23 protein-coding genes are annotated in these 23,030 nt (G+C 65.1%); 17 read left to right on the top strand and 6 right to left on the bottom strand.

Annotated features, from left to right (window positions below; all coding sequences use genetic code 11):
* Positions 1 to 49 precede the first annotated feature (49 nt).
* From ACLIIZ_RS09305 to ACLIIZ_RS09260, 10 genes are all read left to right on the top strand, one after another.
* Positions 50 to 766, top strand: coding sequence for an AzlC family ABC transporter permease (locus ACLIIZ_RS09305; RefSeq protein ID WP_416691822.1), 717 nt, complete (start codon positions 50 to 52; stop codon positions 764 to 766).
* Positions 763 to 1,083, top strand: a complete 321-nt coding sequence (locus ACLIIZ_RS09300; protein ID WP_416691821.1) for an AzlD domain-containing protein — start codon at positions 763 to 765, stop codon at positions 1,081 to 1,083. Before ACLIIZ_RS09305 ends, ACLIIZ_RS09300 begins: the two co-directional genes overlap by 4 nt.
* Before the next feature lie 67 nt (positions 1,084 to 1,150).
* The gene (locus tag ACLIIZ_RS09295; protein WP_416691943.1) at positions 1,151 to 2,206 is read left to right on the top strand and encodes a quinone-dependent dihydroorotate dehydrogenase; all 1,056 of its coding nucleotides are present in this window, start codon (positions 1,151 to 1,153) and stop codon (positions 2,204 to 2,206) included.
* Positions 2,207 to 2,282: 76 nt separating this feature from the next.
* Positions 2,283 to 2,867, top strand: a complete 585-nt coding sequence (gene rsxA / locus ACLIIZ_RS09290) for an electron transport complex subunit RsxA (protein ID WP_416691820.1) — start codon at positions 2,283 to 2,285, stop codon at positions 2,865 to 2,867.
* On the top strand, positions 2,867 to 3,445 hold the full coding sequence (gene rsxB, locus ACLIIZ_RS09285; protein WP_416691819.1) for an electron transport complex subunit RsxB: 579 nt from the start codon (positions 2,867 to 2,869) through the stop codon (positions 3,443 to 3,445). Before rsxA ends, rsxB begins: the two co-directional genes overlap by 1 nt.
* Positions 3,445 to 5,157 (top strand): electron transport complex subunit RsxC, encoded by a 1,713-nt coding sequence (gene rsxC / locus ACLIIZ_RS09280; RefSeq protein WP_416691818.1) that lies wholly within the window; start codon positions 3,445 to 3,447, stop codon positions 5,155 to 5,157. The genes rsxB and rsxC overlap by 1 nt, the downstream gene beginning before the upstream one ends.
* Positions 5,154 to 6,176: an RnfABCDGE type electron transport complex subunit D gene (locus tag ACLIIZ_RS09275; RefSeq protein ID WP_416691817.1), complete on the top strand. Its 1,023-nt coding sequence runs from the start codon at positions 5,154 to 5,156 to the stop codon at positions 6,174 to 6,176. Before rsxC ends, ACLIIZ_RS09275 begins: the two co-directional genes overlap by 4 nt.
* Positions 6,173 to 6,838: an electron transport complex subunit RsxG gene (gene rsxG / locus ACLIIZ_RS09270; RefSeq protein WP_416691816.1), complete on the top strand. Its 666-nt coding sequence runs from the start codon at positions 6,173 to 6,175 to the stop codon at positions 6,836 to 6,838. Before ACLIIZ_RS09275 ends, rsxG begins: the two co-directional genes overlap by 4 nt.
* Complete coding sequence (gene rsxE / locus ACLIIZ_RS09265) at positions 6,835 to 7,527, top strand: electron transport complex subunit RsxE (RefSeq protein WP_416691815.1); 693 nt, start codon at positions 6,835 to 6,837, stop codon at positions 7,525 to 7,527. Before rsxG ends, rsxE begins: the two co-directional genes overlap by 4 nt.
* Positions 7,528 to 7,538: 11 nt before the next feature.
* A complete protein-coding gene (locus ACLIIZ_RS09260) occupies positions 7,539 to 8,603 on the top strand; it encodes an RNA methyltransferase (RefSeq protein ID WP_416691814.1) in 1,065 nt (354 codons plus the stop codon).
* On the opposite strand, the gene ACLIIZ_RS09255 is transcribed toward ACLIIZ_RS09260, so the two are convergent.
* Positions 8,568 to 11,150 carry an EAL domain-containing protein gene (locus ACLIIZ_RS09255; RefSeq protein ID WP_416691813.1) on the bottom strand — a complete coding sequence of 861 codons (2,583 nt, stop codon included), beginning with the start codon at positions 11,148 to 11,150 and terminating at the stop codon, positions 8,568 to 8,570. The two genes, ACLIIZ_RS09260 and ACLIIZ_RS09255, sit on opposite strands and share 36 nt — an antisense overlap.
* Positions 11,147 to 12,160 (bottom strand): cytochrome-c peroxidase, encoded by a 1,014-nt coding sequence (locus ACLIIZ_RS09250; protein ID WP_416691812.1) that lies wholly within the window; start codon positions 12,158 to 12,160, stop codon positions 11,147 to 11,149. The genes ACLIIZ_RS09255 and ACLIIZ_RS09250 overlap by 4 nt, the downstream gene beginning before the upstream one ends.
* 234 nt (positions 12,161 to 12,394) lie before the next feature.
* Between ACLIIZ_RS09250 and nth the strand changes: the two genes are divergently transcribed.
* Genes nth through ACLIIZ_RS09235 form a run of 3 tightly spaced genes read left to right on the top strand, consistent with a single transcriptional unit; the run spans position 12,395 to position 14,467 of the window.
* Positions 12,395 to 13,027, top strand: coding sequence for an endonuclease III (gene nth, locus ACLIIZ_RS09245; RefSeq protein ID WP_416691811.1), 633 nt, complete (start codon positions 12,395 to 12,397; stop codon positions 13,025 to 13,027).
* The gene (locus tag ACLIIZ_RS09240; protein WP_416691810.1) at positions 13,024 to 14,055 is read left to right on the top strand and encodes an FIST C-terminal domain-containing protein; all 1,032 of its coding nucleotides are present in this window, start codon (positions 13,024 to 13,026) and stop codon (positions 14,053 to 14,055) included. The genes nth and ACLIIZ_RS09240 overlap by 4 nt, the downstream gene beginning before the upstream one ends.
* A complete protein-coding gene (locus ACLIIZ_RS09235; protein ID WP_416691809.1) occupies positions 14,036 to 14,467 on the top strand; it encodes a DUF1841 family protein in 432 nt (143 codons plus the stop codon). Before ACLIIZ_RS09240 ends, ACLIIZ_RS09235 begins: the two co-directional genes overlap by 20 nt.
* A 7-nt stretch (positions 14,468 to 14,474) precedes the next feature.
* Here the strand turns inward: ACLIIZ_RS09235 and ACLIIZ_RS09230 are convergent, their stop codons facing one another.
* The gene (locus tag ACLIIZ_RS09230) at positions 14,475 to 15,248 is read right to left on the bottom strand and encodes an oxygen-binding di-iron domain-containing protein (protein WP_416691808.1); all 774 of its coding nucleotides are present in this window, start codon (positions 15,246 to 15,248) and stop codon (positions 14,475 to 14,477) included.
* Between the two features lie 218 nt (positions 15,249 to 15,466).
* On the opposite strand from ACLIIZ_RS09230, the gene creB reads away from it, so the two are divergent.
* The 4 genes from creB to ACLIIZ_RS09210 all read left to right on the top strand — a co-directional run bounded on the left by creB (position 15,467) and on the right by ACLIIZ_RS09210 (position 19,422).
* Positions 15,467 to 16,153 carry a two-component system response regulator CreB gene (creB, locus tag ACLIIZ_RS09225; protein WP_416691807.1) on the top strand — a complete coding sequence of 229 codons (687 nt, stop codon included), beginning with the start codon at positions 15,467 to 15,469 and terminating at the stop codon, positions 16,151 to 16,153.
* Between the two features lie 3 nt (positions 16,154 to 16,156).
* Positions 16,157 to 17,584 (top strand): two-component system sensor histidine kinase CreC, encoded by a 1,428-nt coding sequence (gene creC / locus ACLIIZ_RS09220; RefSeq protein WP_416691806.1) that lies wholly within the window; start codon positions 16,157 to 16,159, stop codon positions 17,582 to 17,584.
* Positions 17,585 to 17,709: 125 nt separating this feature from the next.
* Positions 17,710 to 18,903: an AAA family ATPase gene (locus ACLIIZ_RS09215; RefSeq protein ID WP_416691805.1), complete on the top strand. Its 1,194-nt coding sequence runs from the start codon at positions 17,710 to 17,712 to the stop codon at positions 18,901 to 18,903.
* 9 nt (positions 18,904 to 18,912) lie between these two features.
* The gene (locus tag ACLIIZ_RS09210) at positions 18,913 to 19,422 is read left to right on the top strand and encodes an RloB domain-containing protein (RefSeq protein ID WP_416691803.1); all 510 of its coding nucleotides are present in this window, start codon (positions 18,913 to 18,915) and stop codon (positions 19,420 to 19,422) included.
* A gap of 105 nt (positions 19,423 to 19,527) precedes the next feature.
* Here ACLIIZ_RS09210 and ACLIIZ_RS09205 read toward each other — a convergent pair whose 3' ends face one another.
* The 3 genes from ACLIIZ_RS09205 to ACLIIZ_RS09195 form a co-directional block, all read right to left on the bottom strand.
* Positions 19,528 to 20,490 carry a hypothetical protein gene (locus ACLIIZ_RS09205; protein WP_416691802.1) on the bottom strand — a complete coding sequence of 321 codons (963 nt, stop codon included), beginning with the start codon at positions 20,488 to 20,490 and terminating at the stop codon, positions 19,528 to 19,530.
* Positions 20,491 to 20,609: 119 nt separating this feature from the next.
* Positions 20,610 to 20,804 carry a hypothetical protein gene (locus tag ACLIIZ_RS09200; protein ID WP_374328137.1) on the bottom strand — a complete coding sequence of 65 codons (195 nt, stop codon included), beginning with the start codon at positions 20,802 to 20,804 and terminating at the stop codon, positions 20,610 to 20,612.
* Between the two features lie 3 nt (positions 20,805 to 20,807).
* A complete protein-coding gene (locus ACLIIZ_RS09195) occupies positions 20,808 to 22,016 on the bottom strand; it encodes an RtcB family protein (protein WP_416691800.1) in 1,209 nt (402 codons plus the stop codon).
* Between the last annotated feature and the right edge of the window lie 1,014 nt (positions 22,017 to 23,030).

Genomic DNA, 23,030 nt, shown 5'->3' with positions numbered 1-23,030 from the left:
GAATCCACGCTGTTACAAATTGTTTGCCGGCTGTTGTATCTTCGGACCCATGTCTGGAACCGCGACTTCCCCCTTCCTCACCGGCGCCCGCGCCGGCTTCGCCGTTTTCCTGCCGTTCTCGGTCGGCCTCGTGCCGTGGGCGCTGGTCATGGGCATGGCGATGCGCAGCGCCGGCTTCTCGCCGGTCGAGGCGATGGGCATGAACCTGATCGTCTTCGCCGGCACCGCCCAGCTCGGTACGCTGCCGCTGATCGTCGCCGGCGCGCCGCTCTGGCTGATCTTCTTCACCGCGCTGGCCCTCAACCTGCGTTTCGTCATCTTCAGCGCCGCCCTCGCCCCCGCCTTCCGCGGCGTCGGCCCCGGCGCCCGCTGGCTGTCCGGTCACCTGCTCACCGACGGCGTCTTCGCCGCCTGCGCCGACGGCCTGCAGAAGGCCGACGACGCGCGCTGGCGGCTCGGCTACTACCTGGCGCCGTCGCTGTGGTCGTGGCTGCTGTGGCAGGCATTCACCCTGCTCGGCGTCCATGCCGCGGCGGTGGTGCCGAAGAGCTGGTCGCTGGAATTCATGGCGACCATCGCCCTGATCGTGCTGCTGGTGCCGATGTCGCGCGTCCGGCCGATGCTGGTCGCGGCACTCGTCGGCGGCGGCGCGGCGACGCTCTTGCGCGGCATGCCGCTGAAGCTGGGTGCCGTCGTCGGCATCGTCCTCGGCATCGCCGCCGGCTTCCTGGCGGAAAACCTGGAACACCGGAGGCAGCGCCGATGAACGATGCCGACCTGTGGCTGATCTTCATCGTCATCGGCCTGGCGACGACCTTGCCGCGGGCGAGCTTCATCGTCCTCGGCAACCGCGTCAGCCTGCCCGGCACCGTCCAGCGCGCCCTGCGCTACGCGCCGGCGGCGGCGCTGGCGGCGATCGTCGCCCCCGACCTGCTGGTCGTCGGCGGCCAGCTCGCGCCGTTCAACGCCAAGCTCGCCGCCGGTCTGGCCGCGGCGGCGACCGCGCTGCGCTGGCGCAACCCCTGGTTGCCCTTCATCGTCGGCATGGCGGTACTGCATGTGCTGCGCCTGGGGATGGGCTGAGCCATATCACGAAAGATAGAGGCGAACGGCTGCGATTTACGCCAGATGCGTTAAAATGCCGGCCACCATGCTCTATCCGCTCATCCGCAAGTTCTTTTTCGCGCTCGACGCCGAAACGGCGCACGGCATCGGCCTCGCCGGCATGTCCTTCCTGGAGTCGGCGGGCATGCTCGGCCTGCTGGCGAAACCGGCGCCGGCCTGCCCGGTCGAGGTGATGGGCCTGCGCTTCCCGAATCCGGTCGGCCTCGCCGCCGGGCTGGACAAGAACGGCGCCCATATCGACGCGCTGGCCGGGCTCGGTTTCGGCTTCATCGAGATCGGCACGATCACCCCGCGCCCCCAGGACGGCAACCCGAAGCCACGCCTGTTCCGCATTCCGCAAGCGCAGGCCATCGTCAACCGGATGGGTTTCAACAATGCCGGCGTCGACGCGCTGCTCGCCAACGTGCGGGCCGCCCGCTTCCCGAAGAACGGCGGCATCCTCGGCATCAATATCGGCAAGAACGCGACGACGCCGATCGAGAAGGCGGCCGACGATTACCTGATCTGCCTCGACAAGGTCTATGGCGACGCCAGCTATGTTGCCGTCAACATCTCGTCGCCGAACACCCGCAACCTGCGCGAACTGCAGAAGGACGAGGCACTCGACGATCTGCTGTCGCAACTGAAAGCACGCCAGCAGGCGCTCGCTCAGCAACACGGCCGCTATGTGCCGATGGCGCTGAAGATCGCGCCCGACCTCGACGACGCGCAGATCGCGACGATCGCCGACGCGCTGCGCCGGCACCGTTTCGACGGCGTCATCGCGACCAATACCACGCTCTCCCGCGAGGGCGTCGATCATCTGCCGAACGGCAACGAAGGCGGCGGCCTGTCCGGGGCGCCGGTATTCCGCAAATCGACCGACGTACAACACAAGCTCGCGACGGCGCTGGCCGGCGAAGTGCCGATCATCGGCGTCGGTGGCATTCTCAAGGGGGAGGATGCCGCCGCGAAGATCCGTGCCGGAGCTAGCCTGGTCCAGGTGTACAGCGGCTTCATCTATCGTGGACCGGAACTGGTGGCCGAAATGGGCCAAGCCGTCGCCCGCGCACTGGCCGAGAAAAAACCCATCACCGCATAAATTTCCCTGCCCGGCGCGCGGTTGTTCGCGCTGCGGCAAACTCCGATAATAGCCGCCTTCGCTCCCTCCCCCTTTCATGAGCCACTACATTTTCCTTCTCGTCGGCGCGGTGCTGGTCAACAACGTCGTGCTCGTCAAGATCCTTGGCCTGTGCCCCTTCATGGGCGTTTCCAAGAAACTGGAGACGGCTTACGGGATGGGCGCCGCGACCACCTTCGTGCTGACCCTGGCGACCGGTTCCAGCTACATCATCGACCACTTCCTGCTCATGCCTTTCGGGCTGGAATATCTGCGCACCCTGTCCTTCATCGTCACCATCGCCGCCATCGTCCAGCTCACCGAAATGGTCATCGCCAAGACCTCGCCGACGCTGCAGCAGACCTTGGGCATCTACCTGCCGCTGATCACGACCAACTGCGCTGTGCTCGGCGTGCCGCTACTCAACGTCGCCAACGGCTACGACTTCGTCGAATCGCTGCTCTACGGCGCCGGTAGCGCGGTCGGCTTTTCCGGCGTCCTGATCCTCTTCGCCGGCATCCGCGAACGCATCGAAGGCGCCGACGTGCCGACCCACTTCCGCGGCACCGCCATCGCTCTCGTCACCGCCGGCCTGATGGCGCTGGCCTTCATGGGCTTCGCCGGTCTGGACAAGTATCAATAATGGACATCCTGCTCGCCATTGCGATCATGGCCCTGGGCGCGCTCGTGCTCGGCGCCGCGCTCGGTTTCTCGTCGATCAAGTTCAAGGTCGAGGGCGACCCGCTGGTCGAAAAGATCGACGCCATCCTGCCGCAGACGCAATGCGGTCAGTGCGGCTACCCCGGCTGCAAGCCCTACGCCGAAGCGATCGCCAAGGGCGAGGCCGACATCAACCTGTGCCCGCCGGGCGGCATGGAAGGCGTGCAGCGCCTGGCCGACCTGCTCGGCCGCGAGGTCAAGGCGCTGGAAGCCGAAGAAAAACCCAAGCAGATTGCCCGCATCGACGAGAACACCTGCATCGGCTGCACGCTGTGCATCCAGGCCTGCCCGGTCGACGCCATCGTCGGCGCCGCCAAGCAACTGCACACCATCCTCACCCAGCAGTGCACCGGCTGCGAACTCTGCCTGCCGCCCTGCCCGGTCGAATGCATCCACATGGAAGTGGTGCCGGAAACGCTGGATAACTGGAAATGGAAATACCCGATGGTAAGCATCCATCCTGCCAGCCCCGCCGCCTCGCCCGAGAAGGAGGCCGCCTGATGCTGAGCCAGTTGTTCAAGTTCCATGGCGGCGTCAAGCCGGCCAGCCACAAGGACCTCTCCAACCAGGCGCCCATCGTCACCGCGCCGTTGCCGTCGCGGCTGATCGTGCCGCTGCATCAGAGCATCGGCGGCACGCCGCGACCGGTGGTCGCGGTCGGCGATCGCGTGCTCAAGGGCCAGTTGATCGGCGAGGCCGACGGCTGGCTGTCCGCCGCCGTCCATGCGCCGACCTCGGGAACGGTCGTCGAAATCGCCATGCACACGCGCCCGCATCCTTCCGGGCTGGGTTCGCAGTGCGTGGTCATCGAACCGGATGGACGCGACGAATGGATCGCGCACGGCCCGGCCGACTACGCGGCGATGACGCCGGCCGACATCTGCAGCTACCTGCAGCGTTACGGCATCGTCGGCCTCGGCGGCGCCGGTTTCCCGACGCACGGCAAGCTGACCGCCAACCCGAAGGTGGCGATGGCGGAACTGATCATCAACGCCGCCGAATGCGAACCCTACATCACCTGCGACGACCGCCTGATGCGCGAGCGTGCCGAGGAAATCGTCCGTGGCACCGCGATCTTCCGCGACATGCTCAAGCCGCAACAGGTGATCATCGGCGTCGAGGACAACAAGCCGGAAGCGATCGCCGCCCTGCGCGCGGCGGTGACGGCGCTCGCCGAACCCTTCACCGTCGTTCCGGTGCCGGCGCTCTATCCGGCCGGTGGCGCCAAGCAGTTGATCCGCGTGCTGACCGGCAAGGAAGTCCCCGGCGCCATGCGCTCGACCGCCGACATGGGCGTCCAGGTTTTCAACGTCGGTACTGCCTACGCCGCCTGGCGCGCCATCGGCCACGGCGAACCGCTGATCTCGCGCGTCGTCACACTGACCGGCAATGTCCGCCAGGCGCACAACGTCGAAGCGCTGATCGGCACGCCGATGGACGAACTGCTGCGCCTGGCCAGCCCCAACCCGGACACCGACGGCATCATCATGGGCGGCCCGATGATGGGCTTTCTGGTGCCCGACGAAACGGCACCGATCGTCAAGACCAGCAACTGCCTGATCGCCCATTCGGCGCGCCTGTTCCCGCCGAAGGCGCCGGAAATGCCGTGCATCCGCTGCGGCGCCTGCGCCCGCGCCTGCCCGCACGAACTGCAGCCGTTCGAACTGTACTGGCACTCGCGCGCCAAGGATTTCGGCAAGACCCAGCAATACCACATCTTCGACTGCATCGAATGCGGCTGCTGTTCCTTCGTCTGTCCGTCGCGGATTCCGCTGGTCCAGTATTTCCGCTTCGCGAAGAGCGAAATCTGGGCCCGCGAGCGGGAGAAGAAGGCCTCAGAGGAAGCCAAGCAGCGCTTCGAATTCAAGCAGTTCCGCGAGGAGCGCGAAAAGGCCGACAAGGCGGAGAAGCTGGCCAAGGCGGCTGCCGCCCAGGCCGCCAAGAAGGCGGCGGAAGCCGCGGCGGCGGCTGGCGGCACGGTCGCCGCCGAAGCGCCGGCAGCGGCCGGCGACGACCCCGCCGCGGCGGCCAAGAAGGCCGCCATCGCCGCCGCGATGGCGCGCGCCAAAGCCCAGCGGGAAGCCGTGCAGGCGAAGAATACCGACGAACTGACCCCGCAACAGGCGCATGAAATGGCCGCCATCGAAGCCCGCCGCGCCGCTGCCGGCGTCTCCGAAGCGCCTGCCGCCAGCACCGATTCCAGGACCGAATGATGTTCGCCCCCGCCCCTTTCCTGCTCAAGGACGCCAGCGTCAGCCAGGTGATGACCCAGGTCTGCCTTGCCCTGATCCCCGGCATTGCCGTCTATGCCTGGCTGGTCGGCCCGGCGATCCTGGTCCAGCTGGCGATCGCCTCGTTCACCGCCTTGCTCGCCGAAGCCGCCATCCTCCGTCTGCGCGACAAGCCGCTGGCGCTCTTCCTGTCCGACGGTTCGGCGGTCGTCACCGCCTGGCTGATCGCCCTCACCTTCCCGCCGCTGGCGCCGTGGTGGCTGGTCGCCACCGGCACACTGTTCGCCATCGTCGTCGCCAAGCACCTTTACGGCGGTCTCGGGCAAAACCCGTTCAATCCGGCGATGGTCGCCTTCGCCATCTGCATCGTCGCCTTCCCGGCACTGATGTCGCAGTGGCCGAGCATCGGCCTCAAGCTGCCGCTGCTTGACCAGCTCAACATCATCTTCGGCCTCGCGCCGCACGTCGACGCCCTGTCCGGCGCAACCCCGCTCGACGCGATGAAGACGGCACTGAAACTCGGCGAAGGCCAGGTCAACGTCGCCCACCTGCTGGAAAACCAGGACATCTACGGCAACTTCGCCGGCCGCGGCTGGGAATGGGTGACCGGCGCCTACCTGCTCGGCGGCCTCTGGCTGTGGCAACGCAAGCTCATCACCTGGCACGCGCCGCTCGCCTTCCTCGCCGCCATGGTGCTGATCTCGGGCGGCCTCTGGCTGTATCGGCCGGACAGCTTCGCCAGCCCGCTGTTCCACCTGCTGTCTGGCGGTGCGATGCTCGGCGCCTTCTTCATCATCACCGACCCGGTCTCCGGTTGCACGACGCCGCGTGGCAAGCTGATCTTCGGCTTCGGCGCCGGGCTGCTCGCCTACATCGTCCGCGTCTTCGGCGGCTACCCCGACGGCGTCGCCTTCGCGGTACTGCTGATGAACCTCTCGGCACCGCTGATCGACCGCCTGACCCAGCCGCGCATCTTCGGCATGAAGGAGGGACGGCCATGACCAGCACGCCGCGCGAATTCACCGCCTCCGGCATGGCGCTGCGCACCGCCGCCATCCTCTTTCTCTTCGTCATCGTGTTTACCGGCCTGCTCTCCGCCGCCTACCAGTGGACCAAGCCGTCGATCGAAGCCTCGGCGCTGGCCGAGAAGATGAAGCTGCTCAACGAGGTACTGCCGGCCGCCGATTACGACAACAATCTGCTCGATGACAGCCTGCTCTTGCCACCGACCCCGGAACTCGGGCTGAAGGAAGCCAGCACGCTGTACCGGGCGCGCAAGGCGGGTCAGCCCGCCGCGCTGATTTTCGAAGCTGCGGCACCGGACGGCTACGCCGGCCGTATCCGCCTGCTGATCGCGGTTCGCGCCGACGGCAAGGTGGCCGGGGTGCGCGTCACCCAGCACAAGGAAACGCCGGGTCTGGGCGATTACATCGACCCGCGCAAGGACAAGAACAAGACGGCGCCCTGGATCGACCAGTTCGTCGGTCTTTCGCTCGCCAGCGCTGGCGACAAGGCCTGGCGCGTGCGCAAGGACGGCGGCCGTCTCGATTACCATGCCGGCGCCACGGTCAGCCCGCGCGCCGTCGCCAAGGCGGTGCAGCGCGCCGTGCGCTGGGTGGACGGCGAACGCGACCGGCTGTTTTCGGAGGGGAAGCAACCATGACCCGCGACCAGTTCTCGAAAATCGCTTACAACGGCCTGTGGAAACAGAACACCGCACTCGCCCAGCTACTCGGCCTCTGCCCGCTGCTGGCGGTCAGTACCAACATCGTCAATGGGGTGATGCTGGCGTTGGCGACGATCCTGGTGATGGCCATGTCGAATCTGGCAATCGCCGCGCTGCGCAACCTGATTCCGCATGAGATCCGCATCCCGGTCTTCATCCTCATCGTCGCCGCGCTGGTCACCGTCGTCGACCTGCTGTTCAACGCGCAGTTGCACGAACTCTACGTGGTGCTGGGCATCTTCATTCCGCTGATCGTCACCAACTGCATCGTGCTCGCCCGGGTCGAGGCCTTCGCCGCCAAGAACCCGCCGCTCGACTCGACGATCGACGGCATCTTCATGGGTTTCGGCCTGCTCTGGGTGCTCGCCCTGCTCGGCGGCCTGCGCGAGCTGCTCGGTAACGGCATGCTGTTCGGCGGCATCGACATGGTCTTCCCGGCGCTGAGTCCGATCCGCATCCTGCCCGAGAGTTATCCCGGCTTCCTGCTCGCCCTGCTGCCGCCGGGCGCCTTCATCCTGCTCGGCTGCCTGATCGCCTGGAAGAACTGGATGGATGCCCGCGCCGCCGAACGCGCCCGGCGCAAGCCGCCGGTCGCCGGCGAAGCGACCGCCGAAGCCGGCGCCTGACAGCCAGCGCAGTGCACCTGGACGATTTCCGCGCCCGGCTGCGCGCCCTTGGCGCCAAACCGGCCCACGAGGCACGCCTGCTGCGCGCCTGGCTGCAGGGCTCGTCCCTGGACGCCGGCAGCCGCCGCCAGGCGGCGGAAAATTACCTGCCGCTGGCGCTGCGCCAGGCGCTGCCCGAACTTGAGGAAGAACTCGCCGGGCTCGCCCGCGTCGTTTCCGAACATCCGGCCAGCGACGGCAGCCGCCTGCTCGTCGAGCTGGCCGACGGCCAGAGCGTCGAGAGCGTGCTGCTGCCGCGCGACGGCGTCTGCATCTCGACGCAGATCGGCTGCGCCGTCGGCTGCACCTTCTGCATGACCGGTCGCAGCGGCCTGCTGCGCCAGGTGAGCAGCGCCGAGATGCTGGCCCAGGTGGTCCTTGCCCGCCGTCGCCAGAGCTTGCGCCGGGTCGTCTTCATGGGCATGGGCGAGCCGGCGCACAACCTCGACAATGTGCTCGAAACCGTCGACCTGCTCGGCACCGCCGGCGGCTTCGGGCACAAGAACCTGGTCTTTTCGACGGTCGGCGATCCGCGCGTCTTCGAGCGCCTGCCGCAACAGAAGGTGCGCCCGGCGCTGGCGCTGTCGCTGCACAGCACCGACGCCGCCCTGCGCGCCCGCCTGCTGCCGCGCGCGCCGCAGATGACGCCGGAACTGCTGGTGGCGCTGGCCGAGGACTACGCCCGCCTGACCGGTTATCCGATCCAGTACCAATGGACGCTGCTCGCCGGAATCAACGACAGCCTCGCCGAAATGGACGGCGTCGTCCGCCTGCTGCGCGGCAAGTACGCGCTGATCAACCTGATCCCGTACAACACGACGGCCGCTCTCGATTTCCAGCGCCCTTCGAGCGAACGCATCACCGAACTGGCGCATTACCTGCACGCCCGTGGCATCCGCACCACGGTCCGCCAGTCGGCCGGGCAGGAAGTCGATGGCGGTTGCGGCCAGCTGCGCGCCCGCCGCCTGGACGGCTCGCTGGCAAGCGGACGCCGCGCCGGATCAGGCAACGCTGCCAAGCCGGCGGCCGGCCAGTAGCTTGCCGAAATCCTCGACGGCCTGCGGACGGCCGTAGAAATAACCCTGGAAATGGTCGCAGCCGTGCGCCGCCAGGTAATTCGCCTGCACCTCGTTCTCGACACCTTCGGCGATCACCACCAGGTCGAGTTCGTGCGCCATGGCGATGATCGCTGAAGCGAGGCGGACCGGCTCGCCGTTCTCGTCGATCTGGCTGACGAAGCTGCGGTCGATCTTCAGCGCATGCAGCGGGAACTGGCGCAGGTAGCTGAGCGAAGAATAGCCGGTGCCGAAATCGTCGAGCGCCACCTGCACGTGCATCTTGCGCAAGCGGTCGAGGACCAGCGCGGCGCGCGCCGAATTGCGCATGAGCAGGGATTCGGTCAGTTCAAGCTCGATCAGTTGCGGCGGCAGGCCGTAATCGGCGAGGACGTGTGCCAGCATGTTGGGCAGATCCTGCTGCGCGAACTGCAGCGCCGAAATATTGACTGCCACCGGCACCACCAGCAGGCCGGCGTCGAGCCAGGCACGCTGCTGGGCGCAGACGTTGCGGATCGCCCATTCGCCGATCGCGTTGATCAGCCCGTTTTCCTCGGCCAGGCGGATGAACTGTTCCGGCGAAACCAGGCCGCGTTCGTGATGTTGCCAGCGGATCAGTGCTTCGGCGCCGACCACCTCGCCGCTGCCGGCATCGACCTTGGGCTGGTAGTACATCAGCAGTTCCTGGCGGTCGAGGGCGCCGAACAGGTCGTTTTCCAGCAGCAGGTCGCCGAGCGTCGCGGTACTGATTTCCGGCGAGAAGAAGCAGAAGGTATTGCGCCCTTCCTCCTTGGCCCGGTACATCGCCGCGTCCGCCTTGCGCAGCAGTTCGGAAGCGGACTCGCCGTCCTCGGGATAGAGGGCGATGCCGGCGCTGCCGCTTACCGTCAGTTCGTGCCCGGCCAACAGGTAGGGCTGACAGAAGGCGCTGAGCAGCTTGCTGCAGATGTGCGCCGCGTCCTGACCGCCCTCCAGCTCGGGCAGGACGACGACGAATTCGTCGCCGCCCTGCCGGCACAGCGTATCGGTCTCGCGCAATGCGTTCAGTCCACGCTGCGCCGCCTGGATCAGCAGCTCGTCGCCGACCGCGTGGCCGAGGGTATCGTTGATGTTCTTGAAGCGATCAAGGTCGATGAAGATGATCCCCATCTGCCGGTGCATGCGCTTGGACTTGAGCATCCCCTGTTCGATCCGGTCCTCCAGCAGCAGCCGGTTGGGCAGGCCGGTGAGCGCGTCGTGGTGCGCCAGGTGATGGATGCGCGCCTCGCTCTGCTTGCGTTCCGAAATATCGGTGAAGACGCCGATGAAATGGCCGGATTCGCCGGGTTCGTCGGGCACTGCCGCGATCGACAGCCACTCCGGATAGATGCCGCCGTCCTTGCGCCGGTTCCAGATCTCGCCCTGCCATTGGCCGATCTGGATCAGCGACTGCCACATGTTGCGGTAGAAATCCTCGCCCTGGCGCCCGGAATTGAGCAAGGCCGGCGTCTTGCCGATGACTTCCTCGGGCGCGTAACCGGTAATCGCGCAGAAGGCCGGATTGACGGCGACGATGCGGGAGCTGGCGTCGGTGATCACCATGCCTTCGGTGGCGTGGGTAAACACCGTGCCATACAAGCGCAACTCGCCTTCGGCCCGCCGCTGCGCCTCGTAGCGCGTGGCCAGGTCGGCGTGGGCGAGGCGCAAGGCGCGCCGGTCACGCTCGATGCGGAACACCGCGTACAGCGCGTAGCCGAGCAGCATCATGGCGATCGCGTAGAGCAGCGTGCGGTGATAGGAAGCGGAGGCGACCGCCGACCGGTAAGCCTCCAGGTAACTGCGCAACAGCTTGTCATGGAGTTCGGCGGTCGGCGCCCTGGTGATCCGGTCGACCAGGGTTGCCACCACCGGACTCTGTTCAAGCAGAACTTCGGCATGCACCAGAATACCGGCCAGCGCTGGCGGCCCCCCGGCATTGCGCAGCGCCTGCAGTTCCCGGCGCAACTGGCGCAATTCGCTGTCATCCGGGTTGCGCGTCATGCTGATGCCGACCAGGTGGCGGATGAAATCGCCAAAAGCCCCCGCGGTTGGCCACGATTCGCTGACAAGCAGGGCATTTGCCGCCTGCGGCAAATACAGCTTGGAATTACGCAGGACGGCGTTGGCCCGCTGAAAGCGGTCGATATCGAGCGCCCTGGCCTCTTCGGCGGCGATCAATTCTTGTAACGTCCGGGCGATCGATTCGCTTTGCGTCCCGTTCAGCCAGGCGGGGAAGGATCGCAGCGACTGGCCGGTTTCCCGCAGGCGGGCCAGATAGAAGGCCATCCCGTCGTAGTTCTGGACCAGCCCGGCATGGCTGGCGACGACCTTGGAAGCCAGTTGTTCGTCGTAGCGCTGAAACTGGCGCAGCATGCGGGTGTAGTTATCGTGCGCCTGCGACGAGACTTCGTCGGCCTTGAAAAACAGCCAGGTCAGCAAGGTGGTCAGGGTGACGACCAGCATCACCTTCCATCCCCGGTGCGCCCGCAGTTCGGCCAGAGTCAGGCTCATTGGGTCAGCCCCTTGACGGGCTGCTTGCCGGTCAGGCTTTCGAGAAAGGCGACGATCGCCGCCACGTCTTCCTGCGACAACTCGCGCCCCAGTTGGTAGCGCCCCATGATGGCGACCGCGGCGGCCAGGGAATAGGTCGAACCGTCATGGAAATAGGGCGCAGTCAGGGCAACGTTGCGCAGACTCGGTACCTTGAAGACATGCTTGTCCTCCTCGCGACCGGTGACGTTGTAGCGCCCGAGATCGGCCGTGGTCAGCTTGCGATCGGCGAAGTAGTCGCCGAGGACGCCGAATTTCTGATACATGTTGCCGCCCAGCAGCACCCCCTGGTGACAACTGATGCAGCCATAGTCGCGGAAACGCTGATAACCGTCGATGGCGAGTTTGCCGATGGCCTGCCTATCTCCCGCCAGATAGCGATCGAAGGGCGCGTCCGGGGTGATCAGGGTGCGTTCGAAGGTGGCGATCGCGTTGGCGACATTGGCCGCCGTCAGACCGTCCGCATAGGCCAGCGAAAAATCCCGCCGGATCGCCGCATCGGCATTCAGACGTTCGAGAACGACCGGCCACGACGATCCCATTTCAAGGGGATTGTGCACCGGCCCGGCCGCCTGCTCCTCAAGGGTGGCCGCCCGCCCGTCCCAGAACTGGGCGAAGGCATAGCCACTGTTGAAGACGGTCGGCGCATTGATCGGACCACGGGCGCCACCGATGCCGATCGAAACCTGCTGGCCGTCGGCGCCCCCGAGATCGAAGCGATGGCAGGTGGCGCAGGCTATCGTCTTGTCGGCGGAGAGGCGGGTATCGAAGAACAGGCGCTCGCCGAGCGAAACGCGCAGCGGCGGCTGCTGTTTGGGCAAAGGCAGGGGACGCAGGGCCAGCGTCGCGCCATCGTTGGGCAGCGTGAAATCTTCGTCCAGCAGGTTGTCATCGTCGCGCCCGGTCATCGAGTACCAGGCCGCACCGACCACCACGACCAGCAGCAGCAGGGAAGCCAGCAGTTTTTTCATGCCGGCCCCGCGAAATGGTGGGTTTCCCCGTTCACACCCACCGCCCGCACATCAGCAACCCGCAACGCCTCGCGAAATTCATCCGGCATGGCGACAGCGGAATCTCCCGAGTCTGCCTCCTCCTCGACCGTAAGCGCATCTGCGTCGTTTGCTCTATTCTTCATCAGTTAAAATGCATCGCCCGCCAATATCGCGCATTCCCTAACGACTGACAATCCCCGCCCCCGCCTGACCGTGAAAAAATCCGTCGTCGAACAGTTCTATCAGCGCCTGCGCGAAAACAATCCGGCGCCAACTACCGAGTTGGCTTACGCGACCCCTTTCCAGCTCCTGATCGCCGTCATCCTCTCCGCCCAGGCGACCGATGTCGGCGTCAACAAGGCGACCGCCCGCCTCTTCCCGGTCGCCCCCGACGCCGCCTCGATGCTCGCCCTCGGCGAAGATGGCCTGCGCGATTACATCAAGACGATCGGCCTCTACCGGACCAAGGCGAAAAACGTCATTGCCACCTGCCGCATCCTGCTCGAACGACACGCCGGCGAGGTTCCCGCCGACCGCGCCGCGCTCGAAGCACTGCCCGGTGTCGGCCGCAAGACCGCCAACGTCGTTCTCAACACGGCTTTCGGTCAACCGACGATCGCCGTCGACACGCACATCTTCCGTCTCGGCAACCGCACCGGCCTGGCCCCCGGCAAGACCGTCGTCGAAGTGGAAAACAAGCTGCTCCGCGTCACCCCGCGCGAATTTCTCAAGGATGCGCATCACTGGCTGATCCTGCACGGCCGCTACGTCTGCAAGGCACGCCAACCGGCTTGCGCGGCGTGCTGCGTCTACGATCTCTGCGAATTCAGGGACAAGACCGCGTGATCGTCGCCAGCGGCCAGGCGAAAGGGTTTGTCGCAACGCCCGAGCTGGCCGGCGAGGCGGTCGCGCGCGCCCTCGAGCGGGCAAGCCTGCGCCGCGCCGAATTCGTCTTGCTGCTGCTGACGCGCGATTTCACCCGCCTCTTGCCCGAAACCCTGCGCTGCGCCGCCAGCGCCGCGGCCTGCCTGCAGATCAGCGGTTGTACGGCAAGCGGCCTGCTCACCGAGGAGGGCTGGCAAATCGACCAACCGGGCGCGGCGGCGCTGGTTTTTTCCGGTTTGCCGAAGCCGCCGGACAAGGCCGGCTCTCCCTTGCTCTCGCTGAGCAATCAGGGACGGCTGGCGCTCGACTGGCAGCATGGCGAACGGCGTGCCGGCATCATCGACAGCCAGGGCGAGGTCTGGATCAATGCCCGCCCCTGCGCCGACGCCCGGTGCACCGTGGCCCTGCCCGCGCTGTCTGCCACGGCGCTGCTCTCCCCCGGCTTGCGCCGGCTTGGCGAAACGATGACCGTCACCGCCGCCCACGGCCATGAACTGCGCAAACTGAACGGGCAGCCGGCAATCGACAGCTTGCGCCAGAGCCTCCCTGAAGAATGGCGCGACCAAACCCTGCTCCACCACTTGTATCTATTGGCCGCCGACGCTGCGCCGGCCACCGGCATCCTGGCGCTCAACGCGGACGGCTCGCTGACCATGGCCGCGCCGTTCGCCATCGGTGAAACCGTGCGCTGGGCGATGCGCCAGCCGACCGCCGCCAGCCAGGAAATCCACGAGCAGTTGCACGAGGTGCGCGCCGCCGGCAGCAGCCCGGCATTCGCACTGATGTTCTCCTGTCTCGGCCGCGGCCCCCTTTTTTACGGCAACGACGACCTCGACCGCCTGGCCTTTACCGGGATTTTCCCCGACGTTCCCCTGCTCGGCGCCTACGGTACCGGGCAAATCTTTCCGCTGGCCGACGCCAACCGTCTGTTCAGCAATGCCGTCCTGACCCTGCTTTACGAGAAACCCAATGTTCAATCCCAGCCGTGATCAGGTGCGCCAGTTCTTCTGCGCCGCCTGGAAAAAACACCTTGAACGCCTGCCGGTGGTCGGCGCCGAAATCGCCGCCGCCGACATTGCCGCCCGGCACCCCGAGTACCACGCCCTCCTCGCCAGCCCCGAAATGGCACTCAACCAGGACTGGACGCCGGACGGCGGGCAAATGAACCCCTTCCTCCACCTCTCGCTGCACCTGGCGATTCATGAGCAGTTGAGCATCGACCAGCCGCCGGGGATCAGGGCGGCATTCGACAGCCTGCTTGCGCGGATGGACGCGCACGAGGCCGAACACGTGTTGCTGGAATGTCTGGGAGAAACCATCTGGCGCGCCCAGCGCCAGGGAACGGCGATGGACGCGCAGGCCTACATCGAGGCCATCCGGCTGCGGGGCGGCCAGCGCTGAGAAGGAATCAGCGGGGAATCTGGTAGTTGCCCTGGGTCATCAGGTCCACCCCGCACTCCAGGCTTTCGACCCAGCTGATGAAATCCTCGACGGCGCGCCGGCCAACGAAACGCGAGCCGTGCTGCGGCACGATCTGCTCGATCTCGAGCTGGCGAACCATGTTGGCCCAGAAGCGGCAGACCTTGCGCGAAACGATGTAGCGCTTGTGGAAGCCTTCCATGTAGCCGACATGGCTATGGAAATCGGTCACCGCACTGGCCGCCAACGCCTGCGGCACCAGTGAGGCACCGAGGTCGCCGGTAAACAGGATCTTGGCCACCGGGTCGTAGAACTGGAAATTGCCTTCGGCATGCATGAAATGCGCCGGTAGCGCCAGAACATTGCTCTGGCCAAGGCGGATCACTGATCCCTGATCGGGAATGCCGACGATGCGGTGGGAAACGTCCTTGCCGGTCGTGAAGTGCGGTACGAAACGCGTCCACAACGAGGAAATCATCACCTTGCAGTGCGAGGCGACGAACCACTTGTTGACCGAAGCGATGATGTCCGGGTCCGGGTGGGATGCCAGGATGTAATCCAGATCCTTGGACGAGAAATACTTCTGCATGTCCATCAGGAGCCCGGAGTAGGTCATGTTGCCGCCGGGATCGATCAGCGCGCCGTGACCGTTGTCGACGATCAGGAACTGGTTGCACTGAACCGCGCCGCCCGGCGAATCGTCTACCAGATCGTAGAACGCGTGGACGATGTGCTTGCCGTCATTAAACAATTCAACTGCCATATCACCCCCATACCGAATGGCCAATTATCCCCCTGCCATCCGCTTCTGCCTAGTCCGGCCTATGCTGGGGGCTTGCCCGGCGCACCAGAACCGAGAACGGCGAAGGATACGCTCACCATACCAATAGCTTAATGTTGCGCACAAGCTCACCGCCAATCGCGCAAATCGCCAACACGGCAAGTTGACGGCGCGCGCGATGTCTTATCATTGCCGCCATCATGAAGATCCTGATCGTCGACGACGAACCGGCCATCGCCGATACGCTGAGCTACGCGCTGCGCGCCGAGGGCTTTGCCACCGAATGCTGCACGCTGGGCGGCGAAGCGCTGGCGCGGCTGCAACAGGGCGGCGTCGATTTCGTCGTGCTCGACGTCGGCCTGCCCGACATCACCGGCTTTGACGTCTGCCGCGCGCTGCGCCGCGAGTCCGACCTGCCGGTGCTCTTTCTCACCGCCCGTTCCGACGAGGTCGACCGCATCGTCGGCCTCGAACTCGGCGGCGACGACTACGTCACCAAACCGTTCAGCCCGCGCGAGGTCGCCTCGCGGGTGCGCGCCATCCTGCGCCGCCTGCATCCGGAGCCGCGCCAGAACGGCGACTCCGGCGCCCCGGCGCCCAAGCCGGAAAGATTCGCCGTCGACCGCGATGGCCTGCGCATCGCCTACCACGGCCACTGGCTGGCGCTGACCCGTTACGAATACCTGCTGCTGGCGCTCCTGCTCGAACGCCCGGGACGCATTCTGAGCCGCCCGCAGATCATGGCGGCAGTCTGGCAGGACGACGGCGAAAGCCTGGAGCGCACCGTCGACACCCACATCAAGACGCTGCGCGGCAAGCTGCGCGCGGTGCGCGACGACGAGGTCATCCTCACCCATCGCGGCCTCGGCTACAGCCTGGCCGCCTGAACCGTGAACATCTCGGTCCGCCTGTTCTTCGGCTATTTCCTGGTAGTCGGGCTGGCCGCCTGGTTCGTGCTGTACACCTTCGTCAAGGAAAGCGAGCCGAGCATCCGCCAGGCCACCGAGGAAAGCCTGGTCGACAGCGCCAACCTGCTCGCCGAACTGGCGGCCGGCGAACTCGCCGCCGGGCAGATCAACGATGGCGCCTTCGCCACGGCCGTCGCCGCCGCGCTGCAACGCCACCCGGGCGCCGAAATCTACGGCATCAGGAAGGACAGCGTCGACCTGCGTATCTACCTCACCGACGCGCGTGGCGTCGTCGTTTACGACTCGGCCGGCCAGGCACAGGGCGAGGATTTCTCGCAGTGGAAGGACATCGCCCGCGTCCTGCGCGGCGAATACGGCGCCCGCCAGAGCCGCTACAACCCGGACGACCCGACCACCTCGGTCATGCACGTCGCCGCGCCGGTGCGCCGCGACGGCCAGTTGATCGGCGTCATCTCGCTGGCCAAGCCGATGACCTCGATCGCCCCCTTCGTCGACCGCGCCACCGACCGCGTGCGCGCCTCCGGGCTGACGCTGCTGCTGGCGACGGCAGTGATCGGCTTGGTGTTCACCGCCTGGCTCAGTTGGTCGATCCACCGCCTGCGCGACTACGCCCGCGCCGTCAGCGAAGGACAGAAGGCCGAGCCGCCGAGCGGCGGCGGCCGGCAACTCTCCGAACTGGCGCAGGCGCTGGCGACGATGCGCGAAAAACTCGAAGGCAAGCAGTACGTCGAACGCTACGTGCAGAACCTGGCGCACGAGATGAAAAGCCCGCTGACCGCGGTGATCGGCGCCGCCGAAATCCTCGAGGACGAACTGCCGCCGGAAGACCGCCGCCGCTTCGCCGCCAGCATCGGCGAACAGGCCGGGCGCCTGCGCGACATCATCGACCGCATGCTGCAACTCGCCCGCGTCGAACAACTGCAAGCGCCCGGCGCCAAGGCCACGGTCGACCTCGCCGAACTCCTGAAAACCGCCGTCGCCGACCGCCAGTTGGCCCTCGCCTCCCGCCATCTGCATTGCGTGATCGACGCCGAACCGGGCTTCACCCTCAACGGCGACGCCTTCCTGCTCCGCCAGGCCGTCCTCAACCTGCTCGACAACGCCATCGAATTCTCGCCCGACGGCGGTGAAATTTCGCTAATTCTGCGGTCGACCGTCGAAGCCGCCGAAATCCGCATCCGCGACCACGGCGCCGGCGCCCCCGACTACGCCCTGGCGCAACTCTTCAACCGCTTCTACTCCCTGCCCCGCCCGGCCACCGGCAAGAAAAGCACCGGGCTGGGGCTGGCGCTGGTGCGCGAGGTGGCGCGGCTGCATGGTGGTGAGGCCAGCTTTGCCAACCATCCGGATGGCGGCGGGGAGGCGCGGCTGACGCTGGCGCGCGGATAGCCCTGTAAGCGACCATTTTCGTGGCGCCACGAAAATGATCAACCGTGCCCATGCGAGCAGCGTGCAAAATTCCTCACACCAAGGCACAATCAACAATATATTGTTGAAAACAGCCGAGCAACAAATTGATCCACGCCCTGCGCTTCTCCAACTTCTTCTCCTTCGCCGACGAAAGCGAAATCTCTTTCGTCCTGGACGCACGCGCCAGCGGCACCGAGAGCAGCTTTGCCTCGACCGCCACCGACCGCCAACTGAGCAAGCTGCTGGCGGTCGTCGGTGCCAACGGCGCGGGCAAGACCAACGTGATCAAGGCGCTGGATTTCGTCTGCTGGTTCATCACCCAGTCCTTTTTCAAGGAGGGCGGCGGCGCCCTGGCCGTCGAACCCCATCTGCTCGGCGCGGATCGCGCCAGCCACTTTGAACTGGAGTTTGAAGCCGAACACAAGCTGTACCGCTACACGCTCGCAGTCAGCAGCGAACGCGTGCTTTCCGAATCCCTGCAACTCAAGACCAGCCGCCTGTTCAGCACGCTGTTCACACGCGAATGGGACGAAGCCAGCGGCACGGAGAAAATCCAGCAACGCAGTTTTGGCCTGCCGCAGAAACAGGCCGAGAAGGTCAAGCCGCTCGCCTCGCTGATTTCCACGGCGGAGCAGTTCGGCGTGGAAACCGCCCGGAGCATTGTCAACGCCCTGGGCAAGCGCCGGAGCAACGTCGGCCCGGCCGGTCGCAAGGCCTTTCGCGGCATGCACGATGTCATGAACGCTACCCAATTCTTCTTCGATAGCGAACAACATCGCCAGAAGATGACGACGCTGCTCAACCAGTGGGATTTCGGCTTGCAGGACGTCCAGATCGAGACCTTGCGCAGCATGCAGGACGGCAAGGAAGAAGAGGTCCTGGTGCCTTTTGGCATCCACCGCGACGGCGAACGCGAAATGAAATTACCCATGTTTGCCGAATCCAGCGGTACCCAGGCGGCCTTCGTTTTGCTTGCCGGCCTGCTGCCCATTCTGGCGGAAGGCGGTGTGGTGATCTTTGACGAACTGGAATCCGACCTCCACCCGCTGATGCTGGAGCCGATCCTGAACCTGTTCATCAGCCCGAAGAGCAATCCGCACAACGCCCAGATCATCTTCACCTGCCACTCGCTGGAAATCCTCAACCTGCTCAGGAAAGGCCAGATCATGCTGGTCGAGAAGACCGAACACTGCCGCAGCGAAGCCTGGCGCCTGTCGGACATGGAAGGCGTGCGCGCCGATGACAATTTCTACGCCAAGTACATGGCCGGCACTTACGGCGCCGTGCCCATGCTGTGAGACAGGCGCATGGCAAAACGTCCGCTGCGCAAAACCAACCGGACCGTGCTGATCGTGGTCGAGGGCGAAACGGAAGAAGCCTTCACCACTCACCTCAAAAAGCTCTACTACCGCCGGGGGATGCGACTGTCCGTCAGGATCAGGAATGCCCACGGGCATGGCCCGCAGGGCATCATCGACAAGCTGAAGTCGGTCGCCAAGACGGAAGATTTCAGCCAACGCATTGCCGTGCTGGATGCCGACATACCGCTCACGGCAGCGGAAGCGCATTGGCTACGAAAAGAAAAAGTCGACACCATCGTTTCCGTGCCCGCGATTGAAGCAACCCTGTTGGCGATCCTCGGCAAGCCAGCGCCGGACACTACCGAAGCCAGCAAGAAGGAACTGCAAAAGCATGCCCCCGGCGACCCGACCGAGGCCAGCTATCACGAAAAGTACTTTCCGCACGAGAAGCTCGAACAGGCGCGCGGCAAGCTTGCGGTGCTTGATGCACTGATCGCCGCCGTCAGCACCGAATAGGCGCACGCCCGGAAACGCTTCCGGCAAGTTCTACACAGCGCTGATCGAATCCATGTAGAACTTTCTGGCGTCACACAAGAGAACCAGCGCGGAACCTCTCCCTCCCTACGCCGCCAACCGAAACATCCCCACCGCCGGATTCTGCCGCCGCAGCCCTGCGTTCGCCTTGTCGGCGAGCAGGAAATCCGGCCAGTCGGCGGTTGGCTGGAAGCAGAAGCGGCGCGGCAGTTCGGTGTACAGCGAGCGCGGCGGCGCCGTGTGGCCGATGCGCTTGAGCAGGCGGCCGCTGGCTTCGCTGTGGTAGTAGATGTGTGCGACCCCGATTTCCTCGCGCAGGAAGTCAATCGCCGCCCACAGCATGGCTTCGGCCCAGATCGGCCGGTAGCGTTCGCGCAAGTGGCGGCAGTAGGCGAGCGACTGGCCGAGCGGTAACGGCAGCTTGCGGTAGCCGTACTTGACGACGTCCTTGTCGCTGGCACCGGCCCGCTGTTGTCGCAATAACCAATCCTCCAGATCGTCCGCGTAGCGCAGCCAGTCGTTCTGGATTTCCTCGATCAGCGCCGTGCCGCTCGCCCAGTCGATGTCGATGCGCGACCAGGCCAGCGTGTGGCGCTGGCGGGCAACCGGGTGGCCGTAGTAGGTAAACAGGTGCTTGACGTCGCCGAGCGGCGCGAAAAGGCGCTCGTGTTCGCCACTGAAATTGAGTTGCAGCACCAGATTGACGCCCGGCCGCGAGGTTTGCTGCCAGCGCCACTTGCTGCGCGGCTCGTCGCCCCAGAGCGCAAGGTTGAGGATGAAGGGCATCTGCGCCGCATCGTAATCGGCAGCGTTGAGCCAGGCTTCGTCGAGGCTGCCGCCGCAGGTGGCAAGCAGCGGCTTCAGGCGCGGTTTTTCGAGCAGGCCGGCGTAGGCGGAACGGCGCAAGGCGGCGACCGGCGCGCGGCGCCCCGGCTGCTGGCGGCAGTGGTGCCGCAACAGGCCGATGCCGTAGCGGTCACGGTAATAGGAATAGACGGTGCGTTCGCCCTGCAGGCAGGCGACGATCTCGTCGGCGAGTGCTTTTTGCATGGATGACTCCGGGAGGTGCATTCGGGAAAGAGGTGCGTAGCGGGGGCTGGGCAAAGTCAGTCATGGTTTTCTCCTTGGTAAAAAATGCGCCGCGACCGGAAGGGCCGCGGCCTTGTCCTTCAATCGATTTCAAACTCCGCCACATCGCCGGCGAGCAACGCATCGAGCATCTCTCGAGTGCGCTGCCGCGCCTGCTGGCGGGCGGCCTTGCGGGTGTTGCCGTGCGGGCCGGCGCGGCGGGTCAGGCCGGGCACCAGCAGCGGGTTGCGCGGCCGGCTTTGCGGCAGGATCAGCGGTTCAAGTTTCTTCGCCATCGCTCACCCCTTCACGCACAGAACCTGCTTCAGGGTATGGACCACTTCCACCAGATCGCGCTGGTTGTCCATCACCTGATCGATGTCCTTGTATGCCGCCGGGATTTCATCGACGACCCCGCTGTCCTTGCGGCACTCGATGCCCGCCGTCTGGTCTTCCAGATCGAAACGGGAAAAGCGCCGCTTGGCCGCGCTGCGGCTCATCCGCCGCCCCGCCCCGTGCGCGCACGAGCAGAACGACTGCGCATTGCCCAGCCCGCGCACGATGTACGAGCGCGCCCCCATGCTGCCGGGGATGATGCCCAGTTCGCCCGCCTGCGCCGAAATGGCGCCCTTGCGGGTGATGAACAGGTTCTCGCCAAAATGCCGCTCGCGCGCCACGTAGTTGTGGTGGCAGTTGATCGCCTCGCTCTCCAGCCGGAAAGGCGGCAGCTGCTTCTTCAACACCTCGACCACCGCCGCCAGCATCTGCTGCCGGTTGAGCAGCGCGTAATCCTGCGCCCACTCCACCGCCTCGACGTAATCGTCGAACAGGTCCGAGCCCTCGCTGAAATAGGCGAGGTCGCGGTCCGGCAGATGGATGCGGTGACGCTGCATGTCCTTCTGCGCGGCGGCGATGAAATAGCGGCCGATGACGTTGCCGATGCCGCGCGAGCCGGAATGCAGCATCACCCACACCGCGCCGGCCTCGTCCAGGCAGAGCTCGATGAAGTGATTGCCGCCGCCCAGCGTGCCAAGCTGGCACAGCCAGGTTTCGCTGAAACGGCGCTGCATCTTCATCAGCCCCGGATGCTTGCCGACAATCGCGTCCAGCCGCTGGTCGAGCACCCGCCCGACCCGCTGCAAGGCGCTGCCGCGCATCCGGCTCGCCGCGTGCTGCTCGAAGCCGCAAGGCACGCTGCCTTCGATGCCCAGACGCAAGCTGCGCAGGTTGTCCGGCAAATCCTTGGCACGCAGCGTCGTGCGCACCGCGTTCATGCCGCAACCGATGTCCACGCCGACCGCCGCCGGAATGATCGCCTGCCGCGTCGGAATGACGCTGCCGACGGTGGCGCCGATGCCCGCATGCACGTCCGGCATCGCCGCGACATGGCCATGCACGATCGGCAGATTGGCCACGTTCAGCAACTGCTGCATGGCCGAAGCTTCGATATCGCGCGTCCACACCTTGACCGGGACGCGCCCCTTGTTCAGTTCTAATTGAATGCCCATGATGGATTCCAGAATATTGCTTTGCTATGGAATCCGGCCCGCCGGGGAAAACCCTGCGGTCAACCGCCAAAAAGGCATAAAAAAACCCCGGCAGACGGCCAGGGTTGATATCCCGGCCCGGATTCGCTGATCAGCGCGTTCCGGGCGACGACTCGCCTGCGGCTCAGCGCTGGAAAACCTCGTGATCTAGTGCAGGCATGTCGTACTCCTTTCAAAAAATGCGGTTGGCAAAACGTGGGGGAAGTATCGCGGGGGGATGGGGTAGGGGTCAAGGTGATGTTTCGGCATGGATGCAACAGGTGTTGCAACAGCACAACAACCCTGGCTTAGTCATCCTTCCCTGAAAAAAACGCCAACCTGTCTCAGGAAAGTTCTTCAACGAAAGAAATGCCAGCCGTCAGAGAAGCGCTACGCCACCTGCATGAGAGGACAGAAGAATTGGGAATCCGCAGCCAATTTTGCCGATTCGAAACAAGAAAACATCCATTAACTATCAATAAGTTAAAAGAAAGAAAGCCACCCACTTTGCCGATACTCCTGCCGATCCCATAGAGCATTTCCTGAGCTTCGCTGCGGCAGCATCGAGGTCGGATAGTGGCAATGACTTCGCAAGCCTATCCCATTCAATTCGCGTCTTTTCTTTCCGTGCATCTTGGTGATCGACAGATTAACCGTACCGCCTAGACACCCAATCCCCTCAATAGCGACAGGACAGTTCGAAGGCTCTGCCCGCTCAAAGGATCAGGGACACACGAGACCATTTTCGTGGCGTAACGAAAATGGTCTCATCAGCTAGCCGCAGTGAGATAGATTCGCCACATGTGTTTAAGGAAACGCTGAACAATTCACCGAGCCCTGGAGAATGAAGCAGGTGAAGGTGATTTGACCGGGAAGTGGGCTGATTTTTGTGGTCCGGTACGGGGATTCTCGTGGCATTTTGTTCATTTTCCGTTTTCAGGACGCACCTTGGGTGTTGGCCTCGAGTAGCCAACGACGTGCCAGCACCAGATTGGC

The sequence above is a fragment of the Azonexus caeni genome, assembly GCF_048146105.1.
In the GTDB taxonomy this organism is placed as follows: Bacteria; Pseudomonadota; Gammaproteobacteria; order Burkholderiales; family Rhodocyclaceae; genus Azonexus; species Azonexus aromaticus_B.
This window is presented reverse-complemented; position numbering and strand designations above follow the sequence as displayed.